At 68.0% G+C, this 15,647-nt stretch carries 14 protein-coding genes; 9 read left to right on the top strand and 5 right to left on the bottom strand.

The window, feature by feature from the left end; translation table 11 throughout:
• Positions 1-396, bottom strand: coding sequence for a hypothetical protein (locus tag JIM94_RS05135; protein ID WP_200255431.1), 396 nt, complete (start codon positions 394-396; stop codon positions 1-3).
• 283 nt (positions 397-679) lie between these two features.
• Between JIM94_RS05135 and JIM94_RS05130 the strand changes: the two genes are divergently transcribed.
• The 3 genes from JIM94_RS05130 to JIM94_RS05120 all read left to right on the top strand — a co-directional run bounded on the left by JIM94_RS05130 (position 680) and on the right by JIM94_RS05120 (position 4,976).
• Positions 680-2,812, top strand: a complete 2,133-nt coding sequence (locus tag JIM94_RS05130) for an HtaA domain-containing protein (RefSeq protein WP_200255429.1) — start codon at positions 680-682, stop codon at positions 2,810-2,812.
• Between the two features lie 197 nt (positions 2,813-3,009).
• Entirely contained in the window at positions 3,010-3,630 is a 621-nt protein-coding gene (gene cobO / locus JIM94_RS05125; RefSeq protein ID WP_200255427.1) for a cob(I)yrinic acid a,c-diamide adenosyltransferase, read from the top strand.
• On the top strand, positions 3,624-4,976 hold the full coding sequence (locus JIM94_RS05120; RefSeq protein ID WP_200255425.1) for a cobyrinic acid a,c-diamide synthase CobB: 1,353 nt from the start codon (positions 3,624-3,626) through the stop codon (positions 4,974-4,976). Before cobO ends, JIM94_RS05120 begins: the two co-directional genes overlap by 7 nt.
• On the opposite strand, the gene JIM94_RS05115 is transcribed toward JIM94_RS05120, so the two are convergent.
• Positions 4,973-5,692, bottom strand: a complete 720-nt coding sequence (locus JIM94_RS05115; RefSeq protein WP_200255423.1) for an ABC transporter ATP-binding protein — start codon at positions 5,690-5,692, stop codon at positions 4,973-4,975. The two genes, JIM94_RS05120 and JIM94_RS05115, sit on opposite strands and share 4 nt — an antisense overlap.
• Complete coding sequence (locus JIM94_RS05110; RefSeq protein ID WP_200255420.1) at positions 5,689-6,711, bottom strand: FtsX-like permease family protein; 1,023 nt, start codon at positions 6,709-6,711, stop codon at positions 5,689-5,691. The genes JIM94_RS05115 and JIM94_RS05110 overlap by 4 nt, the downstream gene beginning before the upstream one ends.
• A 203-nt stretch (positions 6,712-6,914) precedes the next feature.
• Here JIM94_RS05110 and cobA point away from each other — a divergent pair, with 203 nt between their 5' ends.
• From cobA to JIM94_RS05080, 6 genes are all read left to right on the top strand, one after another.
• Positions 6,915-7,676: a uroporphyrinogen-III C-methyltransferase gene (cobA, locus tag JIM94_RS05105; protein WP_200255418.1), complete on the top strand. Its 762-nt coding sequence runs from the start codon at positions 6,915-6,917 to the stop codon at positions 7,674-7,676.
• On the top strand, positions 7,673-9,178 hold the full coding sequence (locus tag JIM94_RS05100; RefSeq protein ID WP_323374303.1) for an MFS transporter: 1,506 nt from the start codon (positions 7,673-7,675) through the stop codon (positions 9,176-9,178). The genes cobA and JIM94_RS05100 overlap by 4 nt, the downstream gene beginning before the upstream one ends.
• Before the next feature lie 228 nt (positions 9,179-9,406).
• A complete protein-coding gene (locus JIM94_RS05095) occupies positions 9,407-10,570 on the top strand; it encodes a sensor histidine kinase (protein WP_200255416.1) in 1,164 nt (387 codons plus the stop codon).
• Positions 10,567-11,262, top strand: a complete 696-nt coding sequence (locus JIM94_RS05090; RefSeq protein ID WP_200255414.1) for a response regulator — start codon at positions 10,567-10,569, stop codon at positions 11,260-11,262. Before JIM94_RS05095 ends, JIM94_RS05090 begins: the two co-directional genes overlap by 4 nt.
• Before the next feature lie 62 nt (positions 11,263-11,324).
• Complete coding sequence (locus JIM94_RS05085; protein ID WP_200255412.1) at positions 11,325-12,224, top strand: ABC transporter ATP-binding protein; 900 nt, start codon at positions 11,325-11,327, stop codon at positions 12,222-12,224.
• Positions 12,225-12,226: 2 nt separating this feature from the next.
• Entirely contained in the window at positions 12,227-13,009 is a 783-nt protein-coding gene (locus JIM94_RS05080; protein WP_200255410.1) for a hypothetical protein, read from the top strand.
• Between the two features lie 152 nt (positions 13,010-13,161).
• Here JIM94_RS05080 and JIM94_RS05075 read toward each other — a convergent pair whose 3' ends face one another.
• Complete coding sequence (locus tag JIM94_RS05075) at positions 13,162-14,562, bottom strand: sugar porter family MFS transporter (protein ID WP_200255408.1); 1,401 nt, start codon at positions 14,560-14,562, stop codon at positions 13,162-13,164.
• Positions 14,563-14,865: 303 nt separating this feature from the next.
• Complete coding sequence (gene yaaA, locus JIM94_RS05070; protein WP_200255406.1) at positions 14,866-15,618, bottom strand: peroxide stress protein YaaA; 753 nt, start codon at positions 15,616-15,618, stop codon at positions 14,866-14,868.
• Positions 15,619-15,647: the final 29 nt, after the last annotated feature.

Raw genomic sequence — 15,647 nt, 5'->3', positions numbered from 1 at the left:
TCAGGGGATCTCCGCCAGTCGGGTGGTGACGAGTGCGAGGAAGTCGTCGACCCGGCCGCCGCACGCGTCGAGGTCGACCGGGTCCATCAGGATCCGGTCGTTCTCACCGTCCAGGTAGACCACGACCGGGCTCGTTCCCCCGGCCGCCCGGGCGGTGGGGGTGTCCATCTCGTTGAGGTGGACGGTCTCCATGGGCAGCGGGAGCGACCCGAGTGCGTCGGTCCAGTCCCTCCGGGGGAAGGGGGATCTCCCGTGGGTGATGTCGCACAGGCCGCAGTGCGTCACCCCGCGTATCTTTCCCAGCACGTAGGTCAGCTCGCCGATGATCCCGCCGTCGGCGTTGTACACGCCGACGAGACGTGCGGGGGAGTCCGGGGTGTCGCGGGTGTGTGACAAGGTGGGGTCCTTTTCGGTGCGGTGGGGAGTGTTGTTCCGGTCAACGTGTGCGGGACACCGTTCTATTCCCGTGACTGATGCCGCATCCTGAAGGAGCATCTCGTTTCGGCCGTCATTTTCCTGAGGCTCCGGTGAAAATACTTCAAGAAAACTATGGTAGTTAAGGTTTGCCTAATGTAGATTGGGTGGTGATGGTGTCCGTCACCGGGAAGCCACCACGTCCCCGGTGGTCGTCGCACCGCTTCACCTTGAGTTTCCTTACCCCCAGAAAGCATCCTTCACCATGAACCTGTCCTCCCGTCGTCTCTCCCGTACCGGGCTCGCCGCGGTCGCCTGTCTCTCCATGTCACTGTCCCTGGTGGCACCCGCGGTCGCCGGTGCCGATGAGAACGCGAAGCTCGGTATCGAGCATGTCTCGTCCACCACCAGCTACCCGGAGAGCACCCCGGCACTGTCGTGGGGTGTTCTCTCCCTGTTCCGTCAGGTCTCCGGCGGTTTTGATCGTGTGTTCGACGGCGCGGCCCTCCACTCGGGTGTGCCGTCCTTCGCCTTCGTCTCCCGGACCAACGAAGATGACGGGTCCGTGTCGCTGAAGTACGCCGGTACAGCCAACGTCATGAGTTTCTGCGGCCCGACCTACCTGGGGGCGGATGAACGCGGTGCCTGCAAGCTCGACCTGACCGTCAGTGAGCCGATCGTGACCCTCAACCCGGCTGACGGTACGGGAACCCTCTCTCTCGTCGTCCATTCCCTGGACAAGAAGACGAAGGAGTGGGTCGGTCCCTCCCGTGTGGTCATGGCGAATCTTGACCTGACGAACGCGAAGTACCGGTCCGGCGACGTGTCCACCGTCCGTGACATCGCGGTCACCGTCACCGCAGAGGGACGTTCCGCGCTCAGCGGCAATCCGAAGGGCTCCGACGGCCTCGATGCACTGAATCTCTCCTTCACCGGCCCCGTCACCTTCGGGGCATCCTCCGGCGCGACCGAGGAACTCACCCTGGAGAAGGAGGTCACCACCGACTTCACCCGCGGTGAGTCGAACCGTCTCTTCGGTCTCAGCGACGGTTCCGTTCTGCACGTCACCCGCGGTGGGTTCCGTGGCGCCACCCAGCTGGTGATCGCGGACAACGATCTCGGGACATTCGTCACCTCGGACGACGTGACCATCAACCGCGGCAACCCCTCGGCCTTCAAGTCCGCCACGGACACCCTCTACTGGGCTGACGGTGACACGGTCCGCTACGCGACCGTGTCGTCCGCGGGCGTCGGCGCCATCATGGATCTCGGTACCCTGCCGAACGCCAATGTCTCGGGTCTCGCCTACTCGGAGGTCACCGACTCGATCGGTGTGCTGACCGCCGATCTGGACACCCGGAAGGGCGTGCTCACCGAGTTCAAGCTCTCGGACATGAGCACCACCGCCACCGAACTTCCCCCGATGAGCGAGGTCCGCGGCACCGCCCCCTCAGAGGACGGTGGAGACTTCGACAGCACGTACGGTTACAAGGGTGCCGCCGGTGAAGCGGTCGGTCTGCGGGCGCTTCCGGACGGTACGTTCGTCTACATCCTCGACGACATCCTGGAAGGCCCGGACGGTCGTACCGGCAGCACCCCGCTGCACATCCGTCCGGGGCAGACCCCCGCAGCGGTGGAGATCGCGGCGGCCAAGGACCAGTTCAAGTCGGTGCTGTTCAGCGGTGGGCGTCGTACCGTCAGTGTCGTCGACGATAACATCGTGTTCTACAACGGTGTGAACAACGGAGTCGAGTCGGTGGGTGTCTACACCTACTCCGACGGCGCCTTCACGAAGAAGAGCACCGCCGACAAGGTCGAGGCCTTCGACTTCATCACCGGAGCGACCTTCGACGCCGACGGCAACCTCGTGATGGCCAGTGCCGGTGAAGCCGGTGAACTCGCCGTGCTCGACCCGACGACACTCGAGGTCATCTCGAGCACCACCGTCGGTGGCACGCTCCAGTACACCAACGGCAAGGCCGCTGAAACACTGAAGATCATCGGAGATGACATCTTCATCACCGGTGTCGAGGGCTACGGTACCGACGACAAGCTCACCTTCGTCAAGGTCGGTACCGGCGGTGCGGGCACCACGGTCGGCTCCGAGGACGACTCCCTCACCACCGTCGAGCTCGGTACCTCGGACGCGAATGAACCGCTCAAGGGTTCGGATACACCGGGCGGCCCCGCAGGATCCGGGAGTGACCTCTCCTCCGGCGTCAAGGGCAAGATCGACGGTCTGTCCGGCAAGGCCGCTCTCGGCTCCGGTGGTCTGAGTCTCATGACGCTGTTCACCGCAGGCGGCGTCATCGCGTTGATCGCGGCACTGTTCCACTTCATCAAGACCCAGTTCCCCGGAGGCTTCCAGCTTCCGACGATGCCGGGCATGGAGCGTTAACCCGGTGGTACATCCGCCCACCGGTCACCGGGGGCGATGAGACCCGAAGCTGTCCCCCGTTCTCCCCTCCGGAGAACGGGGGACAGCTTTTCCACGGTCCACGGTTCCGCACCCCGACCGGTGAACGGCGCCGTCGGACCGGTGCACGATAGGATGACCCCGACCACCTCGTACAGCTCAGCCGAAGGGACACCTCCATGCCCAAGGGAAAACCCGATCCCGCCAGCATTCCCGATGACGGTCTGACCACCCGGCAACGCCGCATGCTGCCCGTCACCGCGGTCCACACCGGTCCGGGCAAGGGAAAGTCGACGGCCGCCTTCGGTATGGCGCTGCGCGCCTGGAACCAGGGAATGAACATCGGCGTGTTCCAGTTCGTGAAGTCCGCGAAGTGGAAGGTCGGGGAGGAGGCCGTGTTCCGGCGCCTCGGGGAACTCCACGAGCAGACCGGGGAAGGGGGCGCCGTCGAGTGGCACAAGATGGGGGAGGGCTGGTCCTGGGCCCGGAAACCCGGTGCGGAGGAGGACCACGCCCGGGACGCCGCCGAGGGGTGGGCGGAGATCCGTCGCCGGATCGAGACGGAGACCCACGATTTCTACGTCCTCGACGAGTTCACCTACCCGATCAAGTGGGGATGGATCGACGTCGACGACGTTGTGGCGACGCTGACGGACCGTCCTGGACGCCAGCACATCGTCATGACCGGACGGGACGCGGACCCGAAACTCATCGAGGTCGCCGATCTCGTCACCGAGATGACGAAGATCAGGCACCCCATGGACCAGGGCCGCAAGGGACAGAAGGGCATCGAGTGGTAGTACCCGGCCTGTGCATCGCGGCGCCCGCATCCGGTACCGGGAAGACCACCATCGCCACGGGGCTGATCCGGGCGCTGGCGCGCCGGATGGAGGTCGCCCCGTTCAAGGTCGGGCCCGACTACATCGACCCCGGCTACCACGGTCTCGCCGCGGGACGGGTCGGCCGCAACCTCGACTCCGTGATGTGCGGGAGTCACCGGATCGGTCCGCTCTACGCCCACGGTTCCGCCGGATGCGACATCTCCGTGGTGGAGGGGGTGATGGGACTGTTCGACGGACGTATCGTGCCCGGTTCGGATCCGGTGTGCGCGCCCGGTTCCACCGCGGAGATCGCCCGTACACTGGGAATGCCGGTCATCCTCGTCGTGGATGTCCGGGGAATGAGCCAGTCGATCGGCGCGATGGTCCGTGGATTCGCGACGGCCGTCGACGGGGTGCGCCTGGCCGGTGTGATCCTGAACCGGGCGGGAACCGGACGCCACGACGCGGTCTGCCGCAGCGCGTGCGATGCGGTCGGCGTCCCCGTCCTCGGTTCCCTGCCCCGTTTCGCGGACATCGAGGTGCCCTCCCGCCACCTGGGACTGGTGACCGCGGTCGAGCAGGGCGGTGCCGCGGTCACCGCCGTCGAACGGATGGCCGACCTCGTCGAGGAGCACCTCGACCTGGACGCCCTCACCGCCGTCGCCGACTGCACGTGGAGCGGGGAGGCGTGGAATCCGCGGGCCGAGGTCGCGGTGGCGGGAAACCCGACCGTCGCCATCGCCGGTGGAACCGCATTCACCTTCGCCTACGCCGAGCACACCGAGCTCCTCGGGGCGGCGGGGGCCAGGGTCGTGCGCTTCGACCCACTCACCGATGACCTGCCGGAATGTGACGGACTCATCGTTCCCGGCGGATTCCCGGAGGAACACGTGGAGGATCTCGCCGCGCGGACCGCACTCCGTCAGCGTGTCCGGGAACGGATCGCCGACGGCATGCCCGTCCACGGGGAATGCGCCGGCCTGCTGTGGCTCACGGCGACCCTCGACGCGTATCCGATGCTCGGGGTGATCGACACCCACGCCGCCATGGGGCGGCGGCTCACCCTCGGGTACCGGGAAGCCGTCGCGTTGTCCGACTCGGTGCTCCACCGGGAGGGCGAACGACTCACGGGCCACGAGTTCCACCACACCGCCCTCACCGACACCACCGTCGCCGGTTGGTCACCCGCCTGGGGCTGGCGTGGTTGGGACGGTCGCGGTGTTCGGGAGGGCTTCGTCAACGAAACGGTGCACGCCTCCTACCTGCACTGTCATCCGGCCGCGATGCCCGGATCCGTCGAGCGGTTCGTCGCCGCCTGCGTCTAGCCGCCGACGAGCGCCCGGTGATCCTCGGTGAGTTTCCCGTCCACCATGGTGAACCGGCGGTCGGCGCGTCGGGCGGCCTCCTCGTCGTGGGTGACCAGGAGCGTCCCGACCTTCTCCTCCGCGACGAGTTCCAGGAGCAGGTCCATCACGTCCGCCGAACGTCCGGAGTCGAGTGCGGAGGTCGGCTCGTCGACGACGAGGAGTGCCGGGGCGTTCATCAGGGCGCGGGCGATGTTGACACGCTGCCTCTGGCCGCCGGACAGTGCGCCGACGCTCCGGTCGCGGGCCTCGGCGAGGCCGAGACGCTCGAGGAGTCCGAGGGCGCGGTTCCGTGTCGTGGCTTTGGGGGCACGCCTCCGCCACGGTGACTCCAGGTGCCGCGTCATCATCAACTGTTCGGTGGCGGTGAGCGATCCGATGAGATTCGGCTGCTGGAAGACGATCCCGATGTCCTTCCGGCGGACGGCGGCCGCCTCCCCGGGGGAGAGCCCGGCGAGTTCCCGGTCGTGCAGCCGGATCGATCCGGAGGTCGGGGGCTGCAGCGTGGAGGCGACCGCCAGGAGCGAGGACTTGCCGGAACCGGAGGGGCCGGTGATGGCGACGAGCTCACCCGCGTCGAGGGACAGCGACGCGTGATCGACCGCGGTGATCTCACCGGCGCCGTCGGGGAAGGTCAGGGTGACGTCGTCGAGGACGAGGACGGGGCGGGAGTTCATCGGTTACCTCCGAGGGCGGAAAGCGGGGACGCGGATTTCAGGAAGGACAGTGCGGCTGCGGCACCGACCAGGCCGAGTGCGAACATGGCGAGCGCGGGGTGGAGTGTCGTCGAGGTGGACACCACGAACGGAAGTCCGTCGCCGATCAGCGATGCGGCGGCGAGGGTCAGCGCGAGTCCCGTGCCGACGCCCAGGGCGAGGATCACGGCGGCCTGCCCGAGGGCGTCGACGACCAGTGCCGCGCTCGTCGCCCCGAGGGCCTTCAGGGTGGCGATGTCCGGCTTGCGCTGGATGGTCCACACGGTGAAGAAGGCGCCGGTGACCAACGCGGTGATGATCAGCAGCATCACGTTGATCATGGTCAGGGAGGTCGACTCCGCCTTGTACGACGCCATCGTGCCGGGCAGTTCGCCGGCGGAGACACCCACCGTGCCGGGTACTCCGTTGAGTGGCGCACCTGAGGCGATGAACGTGGCGGGTGCATCCGCGTCGAGGTGTGCCCAGACGACCGGTTGATGCGAGTAGTGGTCGTCGCCGCGTACGGCGTCGACCGTCACCGTTCCGTACCGGCCGAGTTCCGCCGAATCCCCGGCCGCCAGCCCCGTGGCCTTCGCCGCGGCCCCGGAGAGGACGATGTGCCCCTGTCCGGGCAGGGGAGTGGAACCATCGGCCGGGCCGTCGGCCGCGGGCCGGGTCGCCAGCACCGACACGGACTCTTCGCCGAGCAGGCTCCGGTCGACCCCCACTGCGGTGGCGGGGATCCCGTCCTTCGCCGCGACGTCGAGAAGCGCCGTGGTGGATTCCGGATCGAGCCGGGACCGGTCGAGGCTCGCCTCGCCCGTGTCGGACAGGGTGGCGGAGGTGCCGCCGACGGTGGACAGGGCGGAGATGCTCCGGTGCGCCAGACCTCCCGTGAGGCCGGAGAGGAAACTGACCAGCAGCGCCATCATCGCGACGGTGACGGTGATCAGGGCGAACCGGCCGCGGGCGGCACGCAGGTCGCGGAGTGCGAGGAACATGATCGGGGAAACTCCTCCTTCAGGGCGGACCGGTGGGAACTGTCCTCCAGTCTGCGCGGAACACCCTTCTGCGGAATCGGAAAACCGGACAGAACCGGACAGTTCGTTTAGTCATTTGGCAAATCAATCGTTCGGTGGGGCATCCTCCACCGACCGGACTCCAACCCCGGTCGGCCCGGACGGACCGACTACACTCGACACCTATGAGTTCACCCACTAGCCCCGGAACCGGACAGCCCGCATCCGGCCACGTCACCCTCATCGGCGGCGGGCCCGGCGCACACGATCTCATCACCGTCAGGGGCATGAACCGACTCCGGGAGGCCGACGTCATCGTCGCCGACCACCTCGGACCGACGGACCAGCTGGACCAGCTCTGCGACCTGGCCGGCAAGGAGGTCATCGACGCCTCCAAACTCCCGTACGGCAGGCAGATGGCGCAGGAGAAGATCAACGAACTCCTGGTGTCCCACGCCCGCGCCGGGCGCACCGTCGCCCGACTCAAGGGCGGGGATCCCTACGTCTTCGGCCGGGGGTTCGAGGAACTCGTCGCCTGCCGCGAGGCGGGGATCCGGTGCGAGGTCGTCCCCGGGGTGACCAGCGCCGTGTCGGTTCCCGCCGCCGCCGACGTCCCGGTCACGCAGCGTGGTGTCGTGCATTCCTTCACCGTGGTGTCCGGGCATCTGCCGCCCGGGCACCACGCATCACTCGTCGACTACGACGCCCTGGCCCGTACCGGTGGCACCCTCGTCGTGATCATGGGGGTGAAGAACTCCCCGGCCATCGCCACCGCGCTCATCGCCGCCGGGCGCAGCCCGGAGACGCCGGTAGCCGTGATCCAGGAGGGAACCACCGCGAACGAACGCAGTTTCCGGGGTGTCCTCGGCGGTCTCGGTGCGCTGATAGCCGACAACGGGGTCACCCCTCCCGCCGTCATCGTCATCGGGGAGGTGGCGGGCCTGTGACCGCGCGTGGAACCGGGCCCGGCGCCCGCGAGATCACCCCACCGGTGGGGGCCTCCGCCCTCGGCTGGCCGCTCGCCGTGCTCTCGGCCCTGCAGCTGATGGTCGTTCTCGACGGGACGGTGGTCAACCTCGCGCTCGCGCGGATCCAGATCGAGCTCGGACTGACCGACAACCTCCGCTCCTGGGTCGTCACCTCCTACGCCCTCGCCTACGGCGGCCTCCTCCTGCTCGGCGGGAGGCTCGGGGACACCTTCGGCCGGAAGCGGGTGTTCCTCACCGGTGTCGGGCTGTTCACCCTCGCCTCCCTGGCGTGCGGTCTGTCGACGACCCCCGTGATCCTGCTCGCCGCGCGGGTCGTCCAGGGGATCGGGGCGGCGATCGCGTCACCCACCGCGATGGCGCTCATCGTCGTCACCTTCGCCCCGGGGAAAGCGCGGAACCAGGCGTTCTCCGTGTTCGCGATGATGACGGGTCTGGGCAGTGTGCTCGGCCTCGTCGCAGGCGGCGCCCTCACCGAGGCGAGCTGGCGCTGGATCTTCCTCATCAACGTCCCCATCGGGTTGCTGATCCTCGCCGTCGGTGCGAAGGTGCTCGCCCGCACTCCGGCGTTCGAGCGGATCCGGCTCGATGTCCGGGGGGCGATCCTCGCCACGGGCGCATCCACTCTCCTCGTGTTCGGCCTCGCGGAGGGCGGCACCGGGTACTCGCCCGTCGTCGTCGGTGCACTGATCCTCGGCGCAGCCACCCTCGTCGCGTTCTTCCTCTCCCAGCGTCGGGTCCCCAACCCGGTGCTCCCGCTGCACATGTTCGGTGAGCGGTCGCGCGCCGCGGTATTCGTCTGTCTGCTGCTCGTCGGCGCACTCATGATGGCCATGACCGTGCAGGTCGCACTGTTCGTCCAGGAGGTCGTCGGCTACGGGCCGCTCCAGGCGGGACTGGCGTTCATACCCTTCGCCTTCGCACTCGGGGCGGGAAGCTGGATCGCCGGGCTCGTCGTGGAGCGGACCGCACCCCGGTTCATCATCGCCGCGGGTGGCCTCATCCTCGTCGCCGGATTCGTCTTCGGTTCCACGCTCGGTGTGGACACCACCTACATCCCCGACCTCCTTCTGCCGATCCTCATCATCGGGTTCGGTATCGGTGTCGTGCTCATCCCGCTGACCCTGTCCGTCGTCGCGGGCGTCAAACCCATGGACGTCGGCCCGCTGACCGCCACGTCCCTGGTGTCGCAGACCCTCGGTGGGCCCCTCGGGCTCGCTGCGGTGACCGCGTTCGCCGAGTACCGTGCCAGGTCGATACTCGGCACCGACTTCGACCGGATAGACCGGGCCGCCCTCGATGACGCGGCGCGCGCCGCCCTCGGAACGGGCTACACCTCCTCACTGCTGATCTGCGCCGGTCTGGCGATCGCGGTCGTGGTGATCTCCCTGGTGTCCGTGCGTTTCACCCCGGAGCAGATCCGCGAGGGCCGCGAAGCGGAGAAGGCCAGCACGCTGGGATAGGGGGATGCCCGGTCGAGCCCGGTCATCCGGTGTCGGACTCGGCGGAAGCTCCCGGAGGATGAACCGCCCCGGGCAGGTGACCGGGAGTGCCCCTGTTTCGGTGGAGACGTCCGGAGGACCCGTTTTTTCGGTCGGTTCCCCAGAGTCATCCCGGAGGCTGATTTTCTCCCGCCCGCGGGGTCCTACGATTGGTGGGTGGCCCCGCACCCGATCCGAGAGACCTGCACGATGCCGCCAGCCGCCACCCGTTCCGGAGCCACCGCCGCGTTCCGGGAGCGTGTCCGGGCCGCCGTCGGCGGGTCGGCCCACGCCTTCTGCTACGTGTTCTGCGCGTCCGGGGTCATCCTCCTGGACGCAGGTGGGCACACCGACACCCTCTCCTCGGTCCTCTACCTCATCGTCGCCTGCGTGCTGCTCGTCGCGCCCGGGTACCCGGCGGTCGCCGTCGGGACCACGGGCATCGTGTTGGCGGCGGTCCTGTTGCGCGGGCTACCCGGCGGACCGGTGGCCGGCGCGGTGGCCGTGGCGTACTGTGCGTTCCTCACCGCCGCGCGCATCACATCGCGTATCCGCTTCGTGTACCTCGGCGCGATGCTGCTCGGCGCCACCGTGGCCCTGTCCATGCTGTGGAACGTCTCCCTCTTCCCCGTAGGAGGTAGATTGCCCGTGGTGATGCTGGCGGTGGCCCTCGTCTCGTCGTGGACCTGGGTGGCGTTCTTCTGGATGCTCGGCGACTCCTCACGTCGGCGTCGCGACAACCTCGAGGCACTCCGCCAGCGGGCGGAACTCGCCGGAGTTGTGGAACGGACCCGCATCGCCCGCGAGATGCACGACATCGTGGCGCACTCCCTGGCCGCGGTCATCTCCCTGGCCGACGGTGCCAGGTTCGCGGCGCGCAGGGACCCGCAGGCGGCGGTCGACACGCTGGAACTGATCGCGGAGACCTCCCGGGAGTCACTGGAGCAGATGCGGGGACTGCTGAGTGTGCTGCGTGACGAGACCGGACGGTCGGAGTCCGCGCCACCCGGTGCCGCGGACATCCCCGGCCTGATCGCGGATGCGCGGCGCAGTGGACTGCGGCTGTCCGTGCGGGGCACGGAGACGATCCCCGGGGATCTGCCGCAGCTGTCGCAGATGACTCTCTACCGGCTGGTCCAGGAGATGCTGACGAACATGCTCCGGCACGGTGACGGCACCGGGGAACTCACCGTGACCGACACGGGCAGGGCTGTCACCGTCACCGCGACCAACCCGGTCGGTCGGACGGAGAGCACCGGGGCGAGCGGCTTCGGTGTCACCGGGATGAGGGAAAGACTCAGAGCGGTCGGTGGGCGGCTGGATGTCGCGGACACGGGTGCACGGTTCGTGGTGACGGCGGTGGTGCCGAGATGATGCGGGTCGGAATCGTCGACGACCAGCCCCTGGTGCGTGCCGGTTTCGCCATGCTCATCGGCAGCCAGGACGACATGGAGGTCGTCTGGCAGGCGGGTGACGGTGATGAGATCCCCGACGGCGAATCGGGTGCCGACATCATCCTGATGGATGTCCAGATGGCCCGGACCGGTGGGATTCCGGCGACCAGGCGTGTGCTCGCGGACGACCGCGCCGTCCGCGTCATCATGCTCACCACCTTCGACGATGAGCGTTTCGTCAGCGGTGCGATCGCCGCGGGTGCCTCCGGTTTCCTGTTGAAGGACGCCCGACCGGAGGAGCTTCTAGACGCCGTGCGCACCGTGCACTCCGGGGCGGCGGTGCTCGCGCCGTCGGTGACCGCTGAACTGCTTGAACGACTGCGGACACCGGGACGGACGGGTGTGGATACGGCCGAAGAGCAGGTCCCGGCTCCGGTTCCCCTCATCGATCCGCTCACCCCGCGGGAGACCGAGATTCTGCGCCTGGTCGCACTCGGCTACAACAACGACGAGATCGCCGCCCGCGAGTTCGTGTCCATGGCGACGGTGAAGACCCACATCCGGCACATTCTCGCGAAGACGGGTTCCAGGGACCGTGTCCACGCCGTCCTGTACGCCTACCGGACCGGTCTGGTGGGGCGTGCGGAGCTGCTCGCTCATCCCGGGGACTGATTTCCCGGACATCACCTGGGCGGAGGACGTGGGGAACCCACCCGGCGCGGGATCGTGGAGCCATGATCACAGTCACCTCACTCACCAGAAGACACGGCGGTGCGACCGCCGTCGACGATCTCTCCTTCACCGTGCCCGACGGGCAGGTCACGGGTTTTCTCGGCCCCAACGGTGCCGGAAAATCCACCACCATGCGCATGATCTGCGGACTCGAACGTCCGGACGCGGGTACCGCCGTCATCGACGGGAACCGCTTCACCGCGCTGCCCGCACCGGCCCGTGTCATCGGTGCGCTGCTCGACGCCTCCTGGTTCCATCCGGGGCGCAGCGGACGGGCGCAACTGCGCATGATGGCGCGGGCGGGCGGTGTCGACGCTGATCGTGTCGACACCGTGCTCGAGCAGGTGGGCCTGAATTCCGTCGCGCACAGGAGGGTCGGCGGATACAGTCTCGGCATGCGGCAGCGGCTCGGCCTCGCGTGCGCTCTGCTCGGCGATCCCGGCCACGTCATCCTCGATGAACCCGTCAACGGGCTGGACCCGGAGGGGGTGATCTGGATGCGCCGGATCACCCGGCAACTCGCGGAGGAGGGACGCGCCGTGCTGGTGTCCTCGCACCTGCTCTCCGAGATGTCGGTGACCACCGACCGCCTCGTGATCATCGGACGGGGAAGGCTCATCGCCGAGGGGCCGCTGTCGGACTTCGCCGGGCAGGCGGTGCACGAGATCAGGTGCACCGACGCGGACGCCGCCGTCCGGGTCCTCGCCGGGCACGACATCACCGCCGACCGTGCGCCCGACGGGTTGATCACCGTCAACGCGGACACCACGACCGCCGAGCACATCGCCCGACTGTGTCAGGGGGCGGGAATCGTGATCACACACCTGGTCTCCCGGGAGCAATCCCTCGAAGATGTCTTCCTCACCGCGACAGCCGACACCACCACCTACAGGAGCGCCTGATCATGACCGCCTCAACCCCAGAATTCCCGCCCGCCGGAACCGATCGACGTCCCGGGTTCGGGGGAATACTCGCCGCCGTCATCACCGAACTGACCTCGGTGCGCAGCCACCTGGTCTTCCTCGCCGCCGTGACACTGGTGATTCCGGCTCTCTCGGTCGGGATACGGCTCGCCCTGGATGACGAGCCGCTCACTCTACGCGACCTCACGGTCGGCATCGATCTGTCGTTCCTCATCGCGGGCTTCGCCGCCGCGGCGATCATCGGGGGCGCCTACCGGCACCACTCCATCGCCTGGATCTGGATGATGGACAACAGGAGAGGCCGGGTCACCCTCCTCCGCATCGGGGTCGTCCTGACCGGCGCTCTCGCGGGGCTTGCGCTCGGGCTGGCGCTCGCCTGTGGTGCCGTTCTCCTCACCGGCGACACTCTCCCCACCGATATTCCGGATGCGCAGCTCCGGGATTTCCGGTTCGGTCTGATCAAGTTCGTCACCGCGGTTGTCCTCGCCGCTCTTCTCGCCGTGATCACCCGTTCGACGGTTCTCGCATCCCTGATCTTCGCCGCCGATGTCTTCGTCATCGAGGCGATGGTCTACGCGCTGCCCGTCCAGGCGTTCAAGGACGTCGGTTGGGTCCTGCCCTTCCTCTCCGGACAGATAGCCAACGGAAGCTCCATCCCGGGTATCACGGCCACGCCGCTCCAGGGTGGTGTCGCGCTGGCCTGTTGGGTGGTCGTTCTGGGCGGTCTCGCGTGGTGGTCCGACACCAGACGCGCGATCCGCTGACCGGCGGCGGTGTCCCCGGTGACATCCACCGACGGTCGTCCGGGGAGTGGTGTCCTTCCGGAGTGGACGAACCGGGGCCCGGCCACCGTGCGGAATGCGCAGGTGGCCGGGCCCCGGTTCAGCGGTGTCGGGTCAGATGGCGCCCGGGACGGTCAGGCCTTGACCTTATCGTCCCATTTCGCGCCGTTCTCCCAGTAGCTCTGGATGTCCTCCAGCTTACGGCCCTTCGTCTCCGGGGCGTAGCGGAACACGGTGACGAAGGCGACCGCGGCGAGTACCCCGAAGATGGAGAACACACCGGCACCGCCGACCCTCTCCAGCAGCGGTGGAAAGAGCTGGGCGACGATCGCGTTGGCCACGAGGTCGGCGGTGAGTACCAGCGAGGCGCCGAGTGCACGGTACCGGGTGGGGAACAACTCGCCGGCGTAGACCCAGACGATCGCTCCGAAGCCACCGGTGAAGCCCATGGTGAACAGGACGACGCCGATGAACCCGACGACGAGGAACAGTGTGGAGGAGTCCGCCCCCATGAGGTAGACGAGAACCAGCAGGAGATCGGCGAGGATCATCGTTCCGATGCCGCTGAGCAGCACCCTGCGGCGGCCGAAGGAGTCGATGACGACCATGGAGACCAGGACCGCGGCGAGACCGAAGGTCTGCACGACAGCGGGGAGGAGGAGCTGCTGTGCGGTTCCGTGGAAGCCCATCTGCTCGAAGATCCTGGGTGCGTAGTAGATGGTCGCGTTGATACCGGTGATCTGGATGAAGAAACCGAGTGCGATGGCGAAGACCGTTGCCCGGGAGATCGGTCGGCGGAACATCTCACCGAGATGCTTGAGATCGTTTCCGCCACCGTTCTGGTTGACCGACTCCGAGATGGAGCGGAGCTCCTCTTCCGCCTCCTTCGGTGCGTTGATGTTCAGCAGAACCGCACGGGCCTCCGCGACCCGTCCCCGCATGACGAGCCACTGCGGGGTCTCACTGATCCTCAACAGGGCGACGAACACGATCGTGGCCGGGACAGCGGCGGCACCGAGCATCCAGCGCCAGCTCTCGAGGAAGGACAGGCCCCAGCCGACGAGGTAGCCCACGATGATGCCGAGGACCGTGGTCACCTGGTACGCGGTCAGGAGACCACCGCGGATCCGGTTGGGGGAGGACTCCGCGATGAACACCGGAACGACGGTGATGGACAGACCGATGCTCACACCGAGCAGTGCACGGAGGAAGAGCAGGACGCCTGCGGTGGGGGCGAAGGCACCAGCCACGGAGAACACCACGTAACCGGCGGCGACGATGAGCATCGTCTTCTTCCTGCCGATGGCGTTGGCGAGAGAACCCCCGGAGATGGCACCGACGATCTGGCCGACGACCACGGCGGTGGCCATCGTCGCCTGACCGGTGGTGTCGAGTCCGAAGTCTTTCTCGAGGAAGAGAAGGACGGCCGCGATGTTGGAGATGTCGTAGCCGTAGGTGATCCCGAGGGCCGCCGCGGTCAGTGCGACGGCACGTCCGACCGGAGGAGCGGATCTGAGGTCACTGATGAAGGACATGACCGGCCTTTCGGGGGATTGTGGTGCGGGGAAGCAGCAGGAGAGAAAGGGGTGGGGCCGGCTCCGTGACGGCGGTGAAGGGAGCGTCCCCGACATCGTGTCCGGGTGGGGTGCGGTGTCAACGGACTCATCCGCCCGCTGTCGGCCGGTGGATCTGTCCGCGCCTGCCGGGAGGCAGGCCCGAGGTCACGGAGAGTGGCAGCTTTCCCCGGACCGTTGGTCCCCGTAGGGGGAGGTCCTCCGCCGGGCGTCCGACGGAGGGCCCGGGAGTGGGCGGAGGGTCCGTCCGGTGGCGGACGGTCGTCACACGACGAGCGTCAGTGAGTCCGGCCCGGTGATCTCCACGGTGAGATCCGCGGCGCGGGCGACCGCCGCGATCTCCCCGACGCCGTCACCGGGGCCGGGAGCGCGGTCGGCGGTGGCGAGTACGCGCGCGAGCACACCCTTGTAGTGCTTGTTGAAGTGACTGACCACCTTCCGGCTTCCGTCCTCCTGCACCGACTCCACCCGGACCGTGATCGCCCCGGGCAACGGGCCGAGGGTGAGGTAGGCCCCGGACCGCAGGTCGACGACCGGCCCCTCGGTCGGGGCCACCGTGCGCAGTGCACCGGTGACGGATGTTCCCCACCGTGCCTTCATCGTCGGCGGTTTCGCCGCACCTCTCTCCGGGATCCTCGATCCACCGGACAGCCGGTAACGGGGGATCGGGTCGTCCGCCCGGACGAGGCCGAACAGCGCGGAACCCACGGCGATCCTGGAAAGGGAGGTGCCGTCGAGTGTGCCGGCGTCGAGCGCGTCGTAGAGCACACCGGTGTAGCGCTGGATGGCGGGCATCGTCGGAGAGGTCCACAGTTCCCGGTTGGCGGCGATCTCGGCGTCCAGTTTCGGACTGATCTTCAGTGCGTCACGCATGGTGTCGTCATCGAGCGCGAGCAGTGAAGCCGCCACCGTACGGCGCACCTCGTTGAGCTCCGGGAACGAGAGCGCACCGAGGTCGAGCGGGGCGCCGTCGCCGCCGTCGGCCTTGGTTTCGGAAGGGGGCAGGACAATGAGCATGGTCACCACCCTAACCCGTGGGGGCGGGC

The organism is Corynebacterium pygosceleis, from assembly GCF_016595275.2.
Taxonomy (GTDB): Bacteria; Actinomycetota; Actinomycetes; order Mycobacteriales; family Mycobacteriaceae; genus Corynebacterium; species Corynebacterium pygosceleis.
Note: the sequence above shows the minus strand (reverse complement) of the source record. Positions and strands in the feature narration are given on the sequence as shown.